The 15,944-nt window shown below is 67.0% G+C and carries 17 protein-coding genes; 8 read left to right on the plus strand and 9 right to left on the minus strand.

The features are described from left to right. Positions 1 to 56 precede the first annotated feature (56 nt). Entirely contained in the window at positions 57 to 659 is a 603-nt protein-coding gene (locus tag ACOZ4N_RS09100) for a hypothetical protein (protein WP_424019609.1), read from the minus strand. A gap of 110 nt (positions 660 to 769) precedes the next feature. Here ACOZ4N_RS09100 and ACOZ4N_RS09105 point away from each other — a divergent pair, with 110 nt between their 5' ends. Continuing rightward, entirely contained in the window at positions 770 to 2,167 is a 1,398-nt protein-coding gene (locus ACOZ4N_RS09105; protein ID WP_424019610.1) for a DEAD/DEAH box helicase family protein, read from the plus strand. On the opposite strand, the gene ACOZ4N_RS09110 is transcribed toward ACOZ4N_RS09105, so the two are convergent. Beyond that, positions 2,164 to 2,586, minus strand: a complete 423-nt coding sequence (locus tag ACOZ4N_RS09110; RefSeq protein ID WP_424019611.1) for a hypothetical protein — start codon at positions 2,584 to 2,586, stop codon at positions 2,164 to 2,166. The genes ACOZ4N_RS09105 and ACOZ4N_RS09110 overlap by 4 nt on opposite strands. A gap of 81 nt (positions 2,587 to 2,667) precedes the next feature. Between ACOZ4N_RS09110 and ACOZ4N_RS09115 the strand changes: the two genes are divergently transcribed. Together ACOZ4N_RS09115 and ACOZ4N_RS09120 are read left to right on the plus strand one after the other, a co-directional pair. Then, positions 2,668 to 4,167, plus strand: coding sequence for a DUF790 family protein (locus ACOZ4N_RS09115; RefSeq protein WP_424019612.1), 1,500 nt, complete (start codon positions 2,668 to 2,670; stop codon positions 4,165 to 4,167). Positions 4,168 to 4,203: 36 nt separating this feature from the next. Then, complete coding sequence (locus ACOZ4N_RS09120) at positions 4,204 to 4,623, plus strand: VOC family protein (RefSeq protein ID WP_424019613.1); 420 nt, start codon at positions 4,204 to 4,206, stop codon at positions 4,621 to 4,623. Between the two features lie 12 nt (positions 4,624 to 4,635). On the opposite strand, the gene ACOZ4N_RS09125 is transcribed toward ACOZ4N_RS09120, so the two are convergent. Beyond that, positions 4,636 to 5,280 carry a hypothetical protein gene (locus tag ACOZ4N_RS09125; protein WP_424019614.1) on the minus strand — a complete coding sequence of 215 codons (645 nt, stop codon included), beginning with the start codon at positions 5,278 to 5,280 and terminating at the stop codon, positions 4,636 to 4,638. Positions 5,281 to 5,427: 147 nt separating this feature from the next. On the opposite strand from ACOZ4N_RS09125, the gene ACOZ4N_RS09130 reads away from it, so the two are divergent. Beyond that, entirely contained in the window at positions 5,428 to 5,637 is a 210-nt protein-coding gene (locus ACOZ4N_RS09130; protein WP_424019615.1) for a hypothetical protein, read from the plus strand. A gap of 162 nt (positions 5,638 to 5,799) precedes the next feature. Here ACOZ4N_RS09130 and ACOZ4N_RS09135 read toward each other — a convergent pair whose 3' ends face one another. Continuing rightward, entirely contained in the window at positions 5,800 to 6,768 is a 969-nt protein-coding gene (locus ACOZ4N_RS09135) for a phosphoadenosine phosphosulfate reductase family protein (protein WP_424019616.1), read from the minus strand. Between the two features lie 143 nt (positions 6,769 to 6,911). Between ACOZ4N_RS09135 and ACOZ4N_RS09140 the strand changes: the two genes are divergently transcribed. Both ACOZ4N_RS09140 and ACOZ4N_RS09145 read left to right on the plus strand, forming a co-directional pair. After that, positions 6,912 to 7,157, plus strand: a complete 246-nt coding sequence (locus ACOZ4N_RS09140; RefSeq protein WP_424019617.1) for a hypothetical protein — start codon at positions 6,912 to 6,914, stop codon at positions 7,155 to 7,157. Between the two features lie 66 nt (positions 7,158 to 7,223). Next, the gene (locus tag ACOZ4N_RS09145; protein ID WP_424019618.1) at positions 7,224 to 8,345 is read left to right on the plus strand and encodes a hypothetical protein; all 1,122 of its coding nucleotides are present in this window, start codon (positions 7,224 to 7,226) and stop codon (positions 8,343 to 8,345) included. A 26-nt stretch (positions 8,346 to 8,371) separates the two neighbouring features. Here the strand turns inward: ACOZ4N_RS09145 and ACOZ4N_RS09150 are convergent, their stop codons facing one another. After that, on the minus strand, positions 8,372 to 8,965 hold the full coding sequence (locus ACOZ4N_RS09150) for a DUF7110 family protein (protein WP_424019619.1): 594 nt from the start codon (positions 8,963 to 8,965) through the stop codon (positions 8,372 to 8,374). A 240-nt stretch (positions 8,966 to 9,205) separates the two neighbouring features. On the opposite strand from ACOZ4N_RS09150, the gene ACOZ4N_RS09155 reads away from it, so the two are divergent. Further along, positions 9,206 to 10,237: an NAD(P)/FAD-dependent oxidoreductase gene (locus ACOZ4N_RS09155; RefSeq protein ID WP_424019620.1), complete on the plus strand. Its 1,032-nt coding sequence runs from the start codon at positions 9,206 to 9,208 to the stop codon at positions 10,235 to 10,237. A gap of 165 nt (positions 10,238 to 10,402) precedes the next feature. After that, entirely contained in the window at positions 10,403 to 11,851 is a 1,449-nt protein-coding gene (locus tag ACOZ4N_RS09160) for an amidase (protein ID WP_424019621.1), read from the plus strand. 21 nt (positions 11,852 to 11,872) lie between these two features. Here the strand turns inward: ACOZ4N_RS09160 and ACOZ4N_RS09165 are convergent, their stop codons facing one another. From ACOZ4N_RS09165 to ACOZ4N_RS09180, 4 genes are all read right to left on the minus strand, one after another. Next, on the minus strand, positions 11,873 to 12,811 hold the full coding sequence (locus ACOZ4N_RS09165; protein WP_424019622.1) for a ribonucleoside-diphosphate reductase: 939 nt from the start codon (positions 12,809 to 12,811) through the stop codon (positions 11,873 to 11,875). An 85-nt stretch (positions 12,812 to 12,896) separates the two neighbouring features. Continuing rightward, the gene (locus tag ACOZ4N_RS09170; RefSeq protein ID WP_424019623.1) at positions 12,897 to 13,649 is read right to left on the minus strand and encodes an ABC transporter ATP-binding protein; all 753 of its coding nucleotides are present in this window, start codon (positions 13,647 to 13,649) and stop codon (positions 12,897 to 12,899) included. Further along, the gene (locus ACOZ4N_RS09175; RefSeq protein WP_424019624.1) at positions 13,646 to 14,716 is read right to left on the minus strand and encodes an ABC transporter permease; all 1,071 of its coding nucleotides are present in this window, start codon (positions 14,714 to 14,716) and stop codon (positions 13,646 to 13,648) included. Before ACOZ4N_RS09175 ends, ACOZ4N_RS09170 begins: the two co-directional genes overlap by 4 nt. Before the next feature lie 64 nt (positions 14,717 to 14,780). Continuing rightward, positions 14,781 to 15,935 carry a hypothetical protein gene (locus ACOZ4N_RS09180; RefSeq protein WP_424019625.1) on the minus strand — a complete coding sequence of 385 codons (1,155 nt, stop codon included), beginning with the start codon at positions 15,933 to 15,935 and terminating at the stop codon, positions 14,781 to 14,783. Positions 15,936 to 15,944 lie beyond the last annotated feature (9 nt).

Below are 15,944 nucleotides of genomic sequence, written 5' to 3' on the forward strand. Positions count from 1 at the left end.
GCCCCGCGATGGGTAAAAGGGTTCAGAAATCCGTCCCCGCACCCGGACGGCCCGCCTCATGGCCGAACCGCGAACGCCTCGGGATTGTACCGCAGTGCGTCCGCTACGTCGCGCCAGTCACCTCGGTCCCCGAGGACGTATCGGGCCAGCGCGGGATTGCGGACCAGTTCGAGTTCGGCCAGCCGCAACCGGTCGGGCGCGTACAGGTCCGTCCAGTCGAGTCGCCGCATCCGCTCCTGTCGGTCGCTCTCGGCCTCGAACGTGAGCCGTCCGCCCTCGACGTCGATGGTCCCGTACTGGTAGCGCGTCCAGGTCAGATACTCGTCGAACGGCACCGTCTCGGTCGGCTCACCCTCCCGCCGGTACTGTGCGCGAAACCGCTGGTGTGGCTCGTCGCCGCCCCAGAGGTGCCCCCGGGCGAGCAGTTTCACCCGCCCGTCGGTCTCGACCGCGAGGTGGTAGTCGACCCGCGCCCGTTCGTACCCCCTGGTTCGGAACTCGTCGGCGACCGTCGGCCCCTGCAAGACGAGTTTGTCGGTCCGCTCGAACGGCCGCCCCGTCTCCAGCGCCCGCTCGTAGACCGACGCACACGACCGCTCGGCGGCCGCGTCCCCGGCCCACTGCGCGGGGTCCGTCTCGTGGGGATCGACCCAGGGCATACGTTCGACTACGATTCGGCAACATTTGTCGGTTTCGGCGCGAGTGGGGCCAGCGCGGCCGTCCGCCGCCAGGCGGTGGGTTCATTCCGGGTCCCGACGTAGGCGCGGCCGTGCTGACGCTGACCTTCGAGGACGGGACGGTCCGACTGGCCGGCGACGTGCCGACGGGGTTGCCCGGCGTCGAGCGCGACCAGCGCTCCCGGACCGGGCGTGCCCCGGCCGTCCAGTACCACGAGATCCGGCGATCCCTCGACGAGCGCGGCGTCGAGTACGAGGACCGCGTCCTCGATCTCCAGCCCCTCGATCTGGGGTCCACCTACGAACTCCGCGAGTACCAGCGGGCGGCGCTGGACGCCTGGCTGGAGACGGACGACGCTGGAACTGGCGGCGCGGACCGGCGACTTGCCCCCCGCGGCGTCGTCGAACTCCCGACCGGGAGCGGGAAGACGGTCGTCGGCATCGAGGCCATCGAACGACTCGGCGTGCCGACGCTCGTGGTCGTGCCGACCATCGACCTGCTGGAGCAGTGGCGCGAGGAACTACAACAGGAGTTCGACGTGCCGGTCGGTCAGTTCGGCGGCGGAAAACAGGTGTCCGAACCGTTGACGGTCGCGACCTACGACTCGGCGTACCTCCGGGCCGACGACGTGGGCGACCGGTTCGGCCTGCTCGTACTCGACGAGGTCCACCACCTCGGCGGCGAGGGCTACCGCGACATCGGCCGCCTGTTCGCCGCCCCCGCTCGCCTCGGGTTGACCGCGACCTTCGAGCGCCCCGACGGCGCACACGAGGTGATCGAAGACCTCGTGGGTCCGGTCGTCTACCGCCTCGACGCCGACGACCTCGCGGGCGACCACCTCGCCGAGTACGACCTGAAGCGGATCGAGGTCGCGCTCACCCCGGAGGAACGCGAGGAATACGAACGCTACCAGAGCACCTTCACCGACTACCTCGCCCAGTCGAACATCGAACTCCGGAGCGGGAGCGACTACCAGGAACTCGTCAAGCGCTCGGGGACCGACCCCAGAGCGCGGGAGGCCTTGCTCGCCAAACAGCGAGCCCGCGAGATCATGATGAACGCCGACCGGAAGGTCGCGGAACTCGCGAGCATCCTCGACCGCCACCGCGAGGACCGCGTAATCGTCTTCACCGCCCACACCGATCTCGTCTACCGGCTCTCCGAGCGCTTCCTGGTGCCGGCGATCACGGGGGAGACGGGTGCCGACGAGCGCCGGGCGATCCTCTCGCGGTTCCGTGAGGGAACGTACTCGACGGTCGTGACCGCGAACGTCCTCAACGAGGGCATCGACGTGCCCGACGCGAACGTGGCGGTCGTCCTCTCGGGCAGCGGGAGCGAGCGCGAGTTTACCCAGCGACTCGGACGAATCCTCCGGCCGAAAGGCGGAGGCAGTGGGGACGGCGATGGGTCCGGCCCCGGCCGGGCGCTCCTCTACGAGATCGTCAGCGAGGAGACGGCCGAAGAACGGGTGGCGCGGCGGCGGCGTTAGGCCCCGACCGACCGTTCTTCGAGGTCGAAGTCCAGGTTCGAGCCCTCCCAGAACTCGTCGTACGACACGTCGAGGGTGACTTCCGTGGGTGCCGTCTGGTTCGCGCCCAGGACGAGATCGGTCGACCCTTCGACGGTCCGGTTGCCGATCCGGCGGGAGACGGTGACCCGAACGCCCCGTTGCCGGTCGGCCTTGTTCCACACCTGCAGGTCGACGATGGTGGTGTTGTCGCCGGCCCGGATGTCCCAGTCGGGAACGGCGAACCGGTCCGGTTCCGGCGTGTCGGCCGGCTGCTCGTCGCTACCGCCGGCAGCCACGTCGCCGGACTGGGGCTGGAGGGTCGGCCGCGGCGTGTTCATACAGCCTGCGGTGAGGGCGACGACCACCACGAGCACACACAGGACCTGTCGGCGATGCATACAGGTCGGTCGACGGCGGCGGGGCATGAATCTTCTCTCTCACTGCGGGGCTTTTTGTCGCTCGGTCGCCCACCTCCGGCCGTGCTGACGAAGGACCTGCTCCGGGTGTCCCGGGCCGGCGGCGGCTACCAGCCCCGCTTCGCCGACACCGAGGACGAGGCGCTGGCGGCCCGCGTGATCGGCGTCTATCAGGGTCACGTCGACCAGTCCCGCACGGTCCTCTCGGACGCGCTCACCGACCTCGAACGCGAGGCGTCCGATTTCAAGCTCGTCCGGGGGTTCGCCAAACTCCTCGAACGGGAGGCCACCTTCGAGACCCGCGCGCCGGTCGACCCTCGGCGCGCCCGCGAAGCCGCCTTCGAGGCCGCCGCACCGGACGGCGTCGTCACGAGCGAGGAGCGCGAGCAGGCGCTCGCGACCGCGGCCGACCGTCTCGACTGCTCGCCCGAGGCGGTCGAGGCGTCGCTGTACGCCGACCGCGAGTGCGAGCAGGTCCTCGCCGACCTGCAGGTTCGCTGGGAGCCGGCCGACCTCGTGGCCCAATACAACCTCTCGCTGGCCCAGACCGCGCTGTTCGACGCCACCGAGGTCCGTGTTCGCTCGTCCGATCCCAAAACGGTGGTCTCGGCGGTCAAGCGGCTCCGCCTGATGTACGAGATCCGGCGAACCGACGAGGGCCGCGAGGTGGTCGTCACCGGCCCCGACGCGCTCTTTCGCGCGACCCGCCGCTACGGCACGCGCTTCGCCCGCCTGCTCCGGACGGTCGCCGGCACCGCCGAGTGGACCCTCACCGCGACCGTCGACGACCGCGGCACCGAGCGCGAGATGACGCTGACCGACGCGGACGTGTCCGTGCCCGACGCCGAGCCCGTGACCGAGATGACCTTCGACAGCGGCGTCGAGGCCGATTTCGCCACCCGGTTCCAGTCGCTGGACCTCGACTGGGAACTGGTCCGGGAACCCGAGCCCCTGGCGGCCGGTGCCCACGTCGTCATCCCCGACTTCGCGTTCGACTACCGGCACGCCGACTTCCGGGTCTTCTTCGAGATCATGGGCTTCTGGACGCCCGAGTACGTCGCGAAGAAACTCGACCGGCTGGCCGATCTGGAGGACGTGGAGATGCTCGTCGCCGTCGACGAAAGTCTGGGCGTGGGCGAGGAGATCGAAGCTCGCGACCACCGGGCGATTCCCTACTCCGGGACCGTCCGGCTCAAGGACGTGCGCGCCGCGCTCCGGCGCTACGAGGACGACCTCGCCGCCGAGGCCGCCGCGGACCTCCCGGACGAACTCGACCCCGACGACGACGCGATCACGCTCGACGACCTGGCCGAGCGCCACGGGGTCAGCGAATCTGCCCTCGAAGGCACGTCGTTCCCGGCCCACGAACTCGTCGGGCGGACGCTCGTGCGGCCCGCCGTGCTGGACGAGGTGGCCGCGGAGATCGAGGCCGGGATGGCACTGTCCGAGGCCGAGACGGTCCTTTCCGAGTCCGGGCTCGACGACGCCAGCGCGGTCCTCTCGCGGCTCGGATACAGAGTCGAGTGGGAGGGACTGGGCGGGGGCACGGTCCGGGAGAAGTAGCGAAGCGGTTTTGACGCCCTCGGCGGATGCACCGGTATGCAGGATCTCACGGCCCACCACGTCGGATTGACGGTGTCGGATCTGGATCGCGCAGTCGAGTTCTACCGGGACACGCTCGGACTCGACGTACTCTCGCGGTTCTCGGTCGGCGGCGAGGGGTTCGCCACCGGCGTCGGCATCGCGGGTGCGTCGGCGGACTTCGCCCACCTCGACGCCGACGGGGCGCGCGTCGAACTCGTCGAGTACGAACCCGAGAGTGACAGACATCCCGAGGGCCGGTTGAACAAGCCCGGCGTGACCCACCTCGGGCTGGAAGTCGACGACCTCGACGCGTTCTACGCCGACCTGCCCGATGACGTGCCCACGATCAGCGAACCCCAGACCACCGAGAGCGGGACGCGGATCTGTTTCCTGCGAGACCCGGACGGGCACCTGGTCGAAGTGCTGGAGCTGTAGCACCGCGCGGAGTCACTCGCCGCACAGAGCGTCGAGCGTGCCGGGACTGACTGGTATGTCGGTCAGGTCCACGCCGTCGGGCAGGTCGTCGGGACCGTCGGGGACGTAGCCGGCCGGGAACGAGTCGACGGTATCGGGCACGACGAACCCCCAGGTCGCGTTCCAAGTGGCTTCCCCATCGAAGATGAGCAGGGGCCGAATCCGGTCGTAGGTGACCGCACCGTCCCGCATCGGCGCGACGAATGACTCGTCGGCCGCGATGTCGGGGTCGTCGCCGCGGTCCGGTGCGATCACGGCGTCGAAGCCGTGGTCGTCGATGACGGTCGCCAGGCGGTCGTCACCGGCTATCACCAGATCGAGTCCCCAGCGGTCGACCCAGCGGGCGACGAAGGCGTCGGCGGCGACGGATTCGGCGAGGATCACCGGCGGGAGCGGGCGGTCCCGGTCGGCGGCGACCTCGCGGACGAGATAGAGCGCGAGTGTCGAGTCGCGGTCGCCGGACCACACGACTGCGGGCGCGTCGTAGGCGTCGAGTGCCGTCCCCAAGACCTCGCTCGCGCGCTCGAACTTCGCGGCCAGCGTCGGGTAGTCCGCGGGCGTCTCGCCCGCGCCGTCGGTGTAGTCGACACCGGAGTCGTCCGGAACGCCGTCGGTCATTGGCCGTGGCTGGGAGAGCGACCGCCGTAGGTGTTCCGGACGCGAGGGCGATCCGGGAGCCCTCCCCGTCAACCCTCGCAAACGCCACCGCCGTGGCCGTTGCCGGCCGTTTGCGTGCCCTTATCGGTGGCCTCGGGAACCTCCGGTATGAACCAGAAGGCGGACGCGAGCGACGGGCGAATGCGTGCCCGTACCTGGACCATCGCCGCACAGTTCTACGACCCCGCGGACTACGGCATCCCCGACCTCCCGGAGTGGGTCGAGGGCCGGGACGCCGAGGGCCGACTGGTCTTCGCCGACCCCGATAGTGGCGAGGCGTTCATCAGAGCCGAAAATCCGACGAAAATACGGCTGTAGGCGGGGCTGGGCGGTAAGCGGGGCTGTAGAGTCCAGCATCCGGCGGCCTTCGGCCGCCGGTTCACCGGACGCGAGCGGAGCGAGCGTCCGGGAAGTTTTTGTACTAAATTTTTGCGAGCGGGGGTGCGCTCCGCGCACCCCTCGAAGTAAAAATTTAGGGTCCTACATGTAGCCGAGGTCGCGCAGGCGCTCCATCAGGTCCTCCTTGTCCTGGGCGCGGCCGGCGCGCTCGGTCGTGTTCTCCATGTCCTGCAGCCAGGCAGGTTCTTCGGCGGACTTGTCGGTCGAGACTTCACTCCCCAGCGAGCGGAAGCCGGCGAAGTACTTCGGGCTCACGGGGAGGTCGTCCTTCGTGAGGTCGCCGGGGATGTCGTCCTGGCCCTGGGGGACGTAGCCGTCGTCGGGGTACTCGTCGACGGTGTCCGGGACGACGAAGTGCCAGTAGGCGTTCCACACGTCGGGTTCGGCGAACTGCAGGATCGTCTGGATGCGGTCGTGGGGCGGGTAGATGTCCGGGTCGTGCCGGGGCGAGAAGAAGGTCTCGTCGGCGCGGGCCTCCTGTTCGTCCCAGCGAACGCCGCTGAGGATGCCGTCCACGTCGTACTCCTCGATGGTGTCGTTGAGCGCCACCGTCTTGAGCAGGTGGTTGCCGACGTAGGTGTCCAGCAGGAACGGGAAGGTGTCTTCCTCGTACTCCAGGATGTTCCGGATGTGGTGCTGGTTGTGCTCGGAGAGTTCGTCGACGGGGATGTCGTCGCCCGGCGTCAGGTCGTTCTCCTCGACGTACTCGCCCACGTCCTCGTTGCGGGCGTAGATGAGTTCCAGATCCCACTCGTCGGCCCACTTCTCGACGAAGTCGAACAGCTCGTCGAAGTGCTGGTAGTGGTCGATGAAGACCGCCGGGGGGACCTCGAGGTCGTACTTCTCGGCGACTTCCTTGATGAAGTACAGCGTCAGCGTCGAGTCCTTCCCACCGGTCCACATCACGACGGGATTCTCGTACTGTTCGAGGCCCTCACGGGTGACCTCGATGGCCTTCTCTATCTTGTCCTCGATGGTCGGATAGTCCGACGGGTCTTCGCCTTCGCCGTCGGTGTAATCGACGTCCAGGTAGTCTGGGAATTCCGCCATGGTGTAATGAGATATAATTACTCCCCGGTAAGTGTTTTTCGGGATTCAGTTCGTGTGGGGCAGCCTACCATATCCGTCCGGTCGGTCGACGGCGAGCGGTCGCGGGCCCCTGTATTTTAAGGGCGGCCGCCGTAGGCGAGGCCATGAGTGAGTTGCAAGCGGACCTGCGAGCAGCGTTCGAGGACGAGGGCTACGACGTGGACGACGTGACGGTCAACCGCGACCAGGTACGGGTCGTCCTGCTGGCCGAAGGCGAGAGCGCGAGTGACCTCGAAGCGATCACCTACGGCGTCGTCGACGAGGACGACGTGCTCACGATGAACGTGACGACGGAGTCGGTCGACGGGCAGGGGCTGAGTACCGTCGTCACCTTCCGCCACCGGGGTTGACGCCTTCCCCCGCTCACGCTTCGATGGAACAGCAGGTATTTTACGACGGTTCGTTGACGTGTTCGTATGAAGCAATCACTGCTGGTACTGGCAGTCGCAGGGACGGTGTTGCTGGCAGGGTGTTCGGGGCTCACGGGCTCCGAGACGCCGACAGCCACGGACGAGAACGGGACCGAAGACAGTCCGGCCGCGTCGGTCGAGGCATCGGCGACGCTCGACGCGGAGGCCGTCGCCGGAATCGGCTACGCCGTCACGGTGGACGCAGTGAACGAGGGTGAGGCGGCCGGGAACCACACGGTCGGCCTCAGCGTCGACGGGGAACAGGTCGCCTCGAAGACGGTCCGCGTGGACGCGAACGGCGAGCGGAGTGTCACGCTCCGGCACGTCTTCCCGGGACCGGGCGAGTACACTGTCGAAGTCGCCGGGGAGTCGACCACGGTGACGGCCATCGAGAACCCCCTACCGGCGGCACGCGAGCGGATGGACGGCGTCGAGACCATCGTGGCGGAGAAGCGCCAGTCGATGAACCTCACGCTCCAGGGGCAGCAGAACGGCCGGATGATCATGCGCGGCGAGGGGACCGGGCGGTACGACATGGTTGCGAACCAGTCGTATACCACCATGGAGAACGACATCGAGTTCGGCGGATTCAGCTTCGTCCAGCAGGTCGACACGTGGTACGCGAACGGGACCGAGTACGAACGGTCGAAAAACGAGAACGAGATGGAGTACGAGTACGAGACCGAGGAGACGACGTTCGACGACGTGGCACCGACCACGGACATCCCGCTGGAGTTGACCAACCGGTCGCGGGCGACGGTCACCGACGATACCGTGATCGTCCGGGGGAACCTCGATAGTCTGCTGGGCCTCGCGAGCATCTTCGCCAACTCCAGTAGCGGCCCGGGCGAGAACGCCCTCGACAAGTTCGAGTCGATGCGCTTCGAGATCGGTGTCGACAGAGAGACGAACTACCTCTCGTACGTCGAGTTCGACATGCAGATCGACGGACTGGAGGTCAGCGGCTCAACCGGAAGCGGCAACTTCACGATGTACACCGAGTTCGTCGAGTTCGACACGCCGGTCGACACGGCGATCCCTCAGAGCGTTCGCGAGGGTGCATCGGGAACCGGGATGGCGACCAGTTCGAGTGCGACGGCGAGCGCGGCGCTACGCGACGGGTCGTAGCGAGAAGCGGAGACGGAGCCGCGAATTCAGCTGATGAACTTGTTGTCCCGCCAGTTGACGCCGTTTGCCCCGTCGTCCTCTTTGGGCTCTTCGACGACGTTGACGGAGGCGGGCCGGTCCTCACCGTCGACGATGCGGGTCGCGTGGAGTTCGCCGTCGACCGCCACGACGGCGGTCAGCGTCCCCTTCTCGGCGATCTTGGCGATGCCACAGAGGACCTCGAACATCGGGTACTGGAGCGCAGTGTTCTGAAGAACAGTTTCGCGGTCGCCCTTGAAACAGGCGTATTCGACGAGTTCGGACTCGATTTCTTCTTCCTCTTCTTCGAGTGTGCCCCACTGTGGGCTGCCGCCTCCACCGCCACCGGGGCCGCCGGGTCGGTCTTCGGGCTCTTCCTCGTACACCCTGTTTTCCGTGATGCTGGCTTTCAACTGTGCTGTCGGCGTGTACTTGCTCATGGACTCGTCGGCAGCCACAGCACTGATGATCAGTGTGTTGTTGCGACGAGTGATGTCGATGTCCTCCATCTCCACCGGGAGATCGGGGTCTTCGAAATACTCGTACACGTCTTCGAGCGGCAATTCGAGTGTCGAATGGAGTCTGAATACACGGCTTGTCATGATTTGAATGAGTGGCGGTCGGCTGACACCGGGTCTGTTCGTCGGGATATACGCACCCCAGTCATATATGGCCTGTCCTTCGTGTGACCTATGGAGAGTATGACCCGTGGTAACTGCCCCCATAGGCCTGCTACGGGGGATTTCGGGAGTGGCCGGATTCGGGCGGCCACGTGACACAGACACGATAACCGACGGGTAACCAGACAGTTTTGTGTCGCGCGGTCCTACGGACGGATACCAATGAGCGAGGAACGCGAGTACGAAGTCGTCGTCGTCGGCGGTGGGCCAGCGGGGCTGACCGCGGCGCTGTACACGACACGGCTGGGCCACGACACCGCCGTCATCAACCGCGGCGGCGGCCGAGCCGCGATGATGCAGGACACCCACAACGTCATCGGGATCACCGAAGACACGTCGGGCAACGAGTTGCTCCAGACCGCCATCGAGCAGATCAAAGGCTACGGCGCGGACTACCACCGCGATTTCGTGACCGACGCCGAGCGCCTCGACGACGGTCGGATTCGACTGGAGGCAGGCGACGTGACCGCGGTCACCGACCGAGTCGTCCTCGCGACCGGGTTCTCCGACGGCCGTCCCGACCCGCCGGCCCCACGGACGGGGCGGGGCCTCCACTACTGTCTGCACTGTGACGCCTACATGTTCGTCGACGAGTCGGTGTACGTGATGGGCCACGGCGACAGCACCGCCCACGTCGCGATGATCATGCTCAACTTCACCGACGACGTGGACGTGCTCCTGGACGGCGACGAGCCGACCTGGAGCGACGAGACGGACGAGATGGTCCGCGCTCACCCCGTCGACATCGTCGAGGAAGAAGTCACGGGCGTCGAGAACGGCGACGACGGGTGGCTCGAAGCCCTCGAATTCGAAGACGGCTCCCGCCGGGAGTACCGCGGCGGCTTCGCGATGTACGGCGCGGAGTACAACACGGATCTGGCCGAGCAACTCGGCGTCGAGTTGAACGACGACGGGACCGTCGCGGTCGACGACCACGGCAACACCAGCGCAGAAGGCGTCTACGCGGTCGGCGACGTGGTGCCCGGCCACAACCAGATTCCGGTCGCGATGGGCCAGGGAGCCAAGGCTGGCATCGACATCCACTACGATCTGCGGACCTACCCGATGTCGGTCGATGAGATCGAGGCGCAGGGCGGCATCGACGGCGACGACGTGCCGGCGGTCTCGGACGAGATTCGCGCGTCGGCCGAGGCGCACCGGAGCGAGGGTGAGGAAGCGAGTGCGGACGACTGACGGGAGCCGCGACCGAAGGGAGCGGCTCCGAACGAGCGAGCGGCGAAGCCGCGAGTCGGTCGGCCGACCGCAGGGAGGCCGACGAATGTGCGAGCGGGGAACGGAGGAACCGGAAGACAGCCACTAGGCGAAGCTATTATTCGGACACCGTTCGCGTGACCACCCATGTCCGCAGGGTTTCAGTCGGCGACCGAGCTCGCCGACGCGATCCGGACGGGGGATGTATCACCGGTCGAAGTGGTCGAGACGTACCTCGACCGCATCGACGAGCACAACGACGAACTGAACGCCTACGTGAACGTGCTGAAACAGCGGGCGCGCGAGCAGGCTCGCGAGGCCGAGCAGGCCGTCGAGAACGGCGAGGACCTCGGCCCGCTCCACGGGGTGCCCGTCGCGATCAAGGACCTCCACATGGAGATCGAGGGCGTTCCCCACACCATGGGGCTCGCGCCGCTGGCCGACAACGTGGCCGAGGAGTCCGCCGTCGTGGTCGAGCGGCTGGAGGAAGCCGGCGCGATCCCGCTCGGGACCACAAACACGCCCGAGTTGGGCCACACGATGCAGACGTACAACGAGTTGCTCGGGCCGACGGCGACGCCGTTCGATCTCGACTACAACGCCGGCGGGTCCTCGGGCGGGTCGGCGGCGGCGCTGGCGGCGGGCTTGGCCCCGCTCGCGACCGGCTCGGACGTGGGTGGGTCGCTCCGGAATCCGGCGTCGTGCTGTCACGTGGTCTCGGTGAAGCCCACGTTCGGCCTCGTCCCGATGGACACGCGACCGGACGCGTTCAGTTCGACGACACCGGTCGGTGTCTTCGGCCCGATGGCGCGCACCGTCGACGACCTCGCGCTCATGCTCTCGGTGCTGGTCGGGCAGGACGACAGCGACCCGTACAGCGTCCGGGCACCCACCGAGGACTACACGGACGCGACCGACCGCGACGCGAGCGAGTTCGACATCGCGTTCACGCCGGACCTCGATACGTTCCCGGTGGCATCGTCGGTCACGTCTCTCTGTCGGGACGCCGTCGACGCGCTGGCCGACGCGGGCGCGACGGTTTCGGAGGTCGATGTCGACGGTCCGGACAAAGGGACGCTGAACTACGCGTACGGCACCGAGGCGACGCCGCTGTTCGCCGTCATGGCACAGTATCTGGAAGAAGAATACGGCGTGGACGTGACCGGCGAGGACGCCGACGACCTCTCCAGTTCGTTCGTCCAGACCGTCGGGATGGGGGAGGGGTACGACGCCGTCGACTACCTGAAGACCAACGAAGTGCGGACGGAGCTGTACGACGCGGTCGAGGCCGTGCTGGACGATCACGACGCGCTCGTCATGCCGACCCTCTCGACGCCGCCGCTGACCCACGACGAGCCCTATCCCTCGGAGATCGACGGCGAGCGGGCCGGCGGCCTCCCGATGGACTGGGGGCTGACCTGGCCGTTCAACATGACCGGGCACCCGGTCGTGGCCGCGCCCGCGGGCCTCACCGACGACGGGTTGCCCGTGGGCCTCCAGATCGTCGGCTCGCGGTACGCCGAGGCCGACCTGCTGGGGATCGCCGCGGCGCTCGAAGACGCCAATCCGTGGGCCGACGACTACCCCGACGCGTGAGAAAGAGCGGCGGTCGGCGAGCTAGTCCGCGGTCGCGCTCGACTCGCCGTCGTCGAGTTTGACGAGTTCCTCGACGCCGGGAATCTCGGCGTCTTCCTCGGTGATGATGTCGATCCGGCGCATGAGTTTGTCCCGGGCGTACTCCACGAGCGGGACGGGGTTGACGTTCTCCTCGAAGTCCGAGACGGTGCCCGCGATGTGGGGCATCAGGTCCATCAGCACGTCCTGAACGACGGACTCGTCGACCTCGCCGGACTGGACGTAGCCACGGACTTTCTGCATCCCGAAGCCGACGTGGCGACCCTCGTCGGAGCGGATCTTCGCGATGCCGTTGACCAGACCGTCCGAGTCCGGCCAGTCACCCAGCGCGATCTCGTCGCTCCCCTGATCGCTGAACGACGACGTGATCCCGTAGTAGCCGGTCTGTGCGAGGACGGACTCGACGCCGAGGTGATAGTGACAGTACGCGCGGACGCGGTTCTCCGGCGTGTCATCTTCGAGCAGTCGATTCATCGCGTCCTCGGTCTTGTCGAAGACGGCGATGTAGTCGTCGTTGAAGTAGCGCTGATCGGTCGGCTGTGTCACTTCCAGCCCCAGTTCCTCGGCGACCGGGTTGAACACCTCACGCCAGTAGCGGTCGAAGAACTGGGTGTGTTTGGCCTCCTCGTAGATCTGGCTGGAGATGAACATCTGGTCGTTGATGTCCTCCAGCACCATCGCCAGCGGCATCAGGTCCTCCGTGACGGCCTCCTCGCCCGCGCCGAAGCGGGCGACGGCCATCCGGCTCTCCTCCATCTCGCTCTCGGTCGGCTCGTACTCCAGGAACTTCCGCTTGTCCTCCTCCAGCCCCTCGATGTCGTACGGGTCCCAGTGTCGGTAGACGGCGTTCTTGAAATACCCCTGTGCGAACGAATCCGGGTCCAGGCGCATGTCCCGGGAAGTGTCCTCCACCTGCGTCATGATCCACAGTACAGTTGGTAGTACACCACATAGCCCCGTTGCAAGATACCTTCGGCCATTTAAAACAGGGCAGTATTACGGGTGTTTAAGTATCGCTCGTCGAGCCACGGTCGGCCGCCAGGGAGCGGGCCACGTACAGGTCCTGTAGCGAGTCGTGGTCGCCGAGGTCGATGGCCCCGCGAGGGTCGTCCAGCAAGACCTCGCCGTCGTGGAGCACGGTGAGGTGGTCGATCACGTCCGCGAACGCCCCGAGGTGGTGGGTCGAGACGACGACCGCGTGGCCCGCGTCGCGGTACTCGGCCAGCAGATCGAGCAGGTTCGCCTTCGACACGTCGTCCAAATCGCCCATCGGTTCGTCGAGACAGACCACGGGCGAGCGGTTCAGCAGAGACAGGGCCAGGTCGAGTTTCTTCCCGAACCCACCCGAGAGGTCGCCGGCCCGCCGGTCGCGGACGCGGTCGAGTCGAAGCGTCGAACAGACCTCCTCGCGCCAGGCCTCGTCCTCGGCGCCGGTCAGCGCGGCGAACACGTCCAGATTCTCCGCGACGGTCAGGTCGCGATAGAAGTTCGCGCGCTGGAACCCCGGGCCGATCCCCTCGGCGGGCCCGTCGACGGTCCCGCTCGACGGCCGGGTCAACCCGAGCGCGATGCGGAACAGCGTCGTCTTCCCCGAACCGTTCGGGCCGACGAGCGCGTGGATCGTGCCCGGTCGGACCGAGAGATCGACGCCGGACAGCGCCGTCACGTCGCCGTAGGCCTTGCTGACGCCGCGCAGTTCGAGGATCGGGTCCTGCTCGTCCTCGTCGTTGGTCCGGTCGTCGTCCGTGGTTCGGGTCATATGGTTCGTTTGTACCGTTCGATGGACAGTTTCAGTACGAGCAGGGTCACGACGGTGAAGCCGACGAGTCCGAGGACGTAGTCCCCGTACAGCGACGGGGGCGTGTCCTTGAGCGTCAGGCTCCGGGTGACGATCATCGAGTAGTGGAGCGGAATCCAGCGGGCGATCTCCCGGCGCACCGAGGAGAAAAAGCCGACCGGGTAGACCAGGTTCGAGAAGGTGATCGCGGCGAGCAGGACGGCGACGTTGAGGAATCGCCCCACCGTGTCGAAGTCCGTGAGGATCATGATGGAGGTGCTGATCGCCGCCAGATAGACGAACGTCAACAGCAGGACGGCGATGGCCCCCGGCACGAACAGCGTCACCGAGTAGTTCAGGGCGGCGGCCGCCGCGCCGAAGGCGACGGTCGGGATCAGCATGAGGACGGCGAAGTAGCCGATCTTCGTCGCGACGACGGCATCGAGCGAGGACTCGACGAGCAACCGGTCCAGCACGTCGCGTTCCCGGGCGAGATTGTACGGCAGATACGTGAACGCGAACAGCATGACGATCCCGAGCAGGAAGACGGGGAGCAGATACTCCGACAGCGAGTGTGTGCCGCCGACGACCTCGCGCTCGACCGTCACGTCGGCGTCGAACTCCCGGTCGAGGTATCCGCCGGCGATGCCCTGGATGGCCTTCGAGGGTTGCTCGAAGGGGACCATGCTCCCGTCGACGATCAGCGTGAACGTCGCGTTCCGGGCCCCCTCGTCGTACAGCCCCGGTGGGACCTCCAGCACGGCGTAGACCTGTTCGCGGTGCAACGCCCGCCGGGCGGCCGAGGCGTTCTCGTACACACGAGGCTCGGAAAACAGCGTCAGCCCGCCCTCGATCAGTGCGATCTCGTCGTCGGTGACCGACTCGTTCTCGGCGACGATGCCGACGGGGGCGTCCTCCGGAATCACGGTGCCGAAGGCGGCCGTCGTCGTCGCGAAGAAGGCCGGCAGGATCAGGAGCAGAAAGCAAAGCGTCACCAGTCGATGCCGCGACCAGAGCACCTCCTTTCGCAACAGCGACGGAATGTCCATCGACGGCGGGGTATCGAATCCGGGGGCCTTGAGGCTGACGGGGACCGGAACCGCGATCCCCGTTCTACGGCGGGGCCGGGATGGCGTACGAACTCGAATCGCTCTCCGCGGTCGGGCCGGACGACGGACCGCCAGCGGTCGTCTCGCCGCTCTGGCCGAACGAGCCCAGGAGCCGGGCGAACGGTTCGACGATGGACTGGATCGCCTCGGCGACCGTGTCGCTGTCGACCTCGATTCGCATGACCGCGTCGGCCCCGTCCTGGTTCACCGAGACGGAGTCGTAGAAGGAGACCACGCTCTCGTTGGTGGCGTTGTTCTTGGCCCTGACGACGCCGGCGTCGATCAGGTTCGTCAGGTCGCTGGCCGTCCCCTCTCCGTTCGTTCCGAACCGGGTCTCGAACCCGATAGTGTCGCCGTCGGTATAGTACGAACCGGCGACGGTGTGGGTGTCCTCGAAGATATCACGCACCTGTTCGCGGGAGTAGCCGCCGGCGTTCCCGGGGAGTGTGCTGTCGTTGATGTCGGATGCTTCCAGCGAGGTGGCGAACTGGATGTACCCGTCCCGGGTGTTCCGGTAGGTCCGTCTGAGATCGCCCGAGATCGGGTCGGACGCACCGCGGTCGACGTCGATGGCGTCCTCGACCGCCGCTTCGGTGCCCATGACGTACAGCCCCTCGCCCAGCACGCCGAGGAGTTCCGCCTGCCCGTCGGCCCCCGACTCGTTAACGTAGACCGTGTAGCCCTCGTAGCTCGTCTCCGAGAGGTTGCTGTCGTTCCGGACGGTCTCGACGAAATTGGAGTTCTCCCACTCCGAGTCGACGATGACGCCGTAGTACTCGTCGCCGGATTCGTTCCGGGCCGTCGAGCCGTAGACCATGACGCTGTTCAGTTTCGAGAGCGCGAGTTCGTTCTCGCCGGTCTCGTTGTCGTACTCGGCCATCAGTTCCCCGTAGTCCGCGGGGCCCTCGTAGGACTCCTGGGCCGCGAACGGCTCCAGCGTGGCGTTGATCATGCGTTTTGTGGTCGGATCGGAGACGACACCGGGGTCGACGTACACCACGGTATCGGCTTCGCCGGGGACGCGGTCGATCATCTCGTCGCCACCGTCGAGGACGGGCAGGAACCCGCCGAGCGCGAGGGCCGTCACGACGGTGCCGCCAGCGAGGAAGACGCCGACGACCTTCAGCTTGTTCGCCAGGACCGTCTCGGCGAGCGCCATCACGGCACC

Source organism: Halorientalis pallida, assembly GCF_049605515.1.
GTDB lineage: Archaea > Halobacteriota > Halobacteria > Halobacteriales > Haloarculaceae > Halorientalis > Halorientalis pallida_A.

What these genes read in the sequence shown, in the direction of transcription:
- ACOZ4N_RS09100 (WP_424019609.1), bottom strand. Translation starts at nt 659, where the DNA reads ATGCCCTGGGTCGATCCCCACGAGACGGACCCCGCGCAGTGGGCCGGG.
- ACOZ4N_RS09175 (WP_424019624.1), bottom strand. Translation starts at nt 14,716, where the DNA reads ATGGACATTCCGTCGCTGTTGCGAAAGGAGGTGCTCTGGTCGCGGCAT.
- ACOZ4N_RS09170 (WP_424019623.1), bottom strand. Translation starts at nt 13,649, where the DNA reads ATGACCCGAACCACGGACGACGACCGGACCAACGACGAGGACGAGCAG.
- ACOZ4N_RS09125 (WP_424019614.1), bottom strand. Translation starts at nt 5,280, where the DNA reads ATGACCGACGGCGTTCCGGACGACTCCGGTGTCGACTACACCGACGGC.
- ACOZ4N_RS09135 (WP_424019616.1), bottom strand. Translation starts at nt 6,768, where the DNA reads ATGGCGGAATTCCCAGACTACCTGGACGTCGATTACACCGACGGCGAA.
- ACOZ4N_RS09130 (WP_424019615.1), top strand. Translation starts at nt 5,428, where the DNA reads ATGAACCAGAAGGCGGACGCGAGCGACGGGCGAATGCGTGCCCGTACC.
- ACOZ4N_RS09160 (WP_424019621.1), top strand. Translation starts at nt 10,403, where the DNA reads ATGTCCGCAGGGTTTCAGTCGGCGACCGAGCTCGCCGACGCGATCCGG.
- ACOZ4N_RS09110 (WP_424019611.1), bottom strand. Translation starts at nt 2,586, where the DNA reads ATGCATCGCCGACAGGTCCTGTGTGTGCTCGTGGTGGTCGTCGCCCTC.
- ACOZ4N_RS09120 (WP_424019613.1), top strand. Translation starts at nt 4,204, where the DNA reads ATGCAGGATCTCACGGCCCACCACGTCGGATTGACGGTGTCGGATCTG.
- ACOZ4N_RS09180 (WP_424019625.1), bottom strand. Translation starts at nt 15,935, where the DNA reads ATGGCGCTCGCCGAGACGGTCCTGGCGAACAAGCTGAAGGTCGTCGGC.
- ACOZ4N_RS09145 (WP_424019618.1), top strand. Translation starts at nt 7,224, where the DNA reads ATGAAGCAATCACTGCTGGTACTGGCAGTCGCAGGGACGGTGTTGCTG.
- ACOZ4N_RS09155 (WP_424019620.1), top strand. Translation starts at nt 9,206, where the DNA reads ATGAGCGAGGAACGCGAGTACGAAGTCGTCGTCGTCGGCGGTGGGCCA.
- ACOZ4N_RS09150 (WP_424019619.1), bottom strand. Translation starts at nt 8,965, where the DNA reads ATGACAAGCCGTGTATTCAGACTCCATTCGACACTCGAATTGCCGCTC.
- ACOZ4N_RS09165 (WP_424019622.1), bottom strand. Translation starts at nt 12,811, where the DNA reads ATGACGCAGGTGGAGGACACTTCCCGGGACATGCGCCTGGACCCGGAT.
- ACOZ4N_RS09140 (WP_424019617.1), top strand. Translation starts at nt 6,912, where the DNA reads ATGAGTGAGTTGCAAGCGGACCTGCGAGCAGCGTTCGAGGACGAGGGC.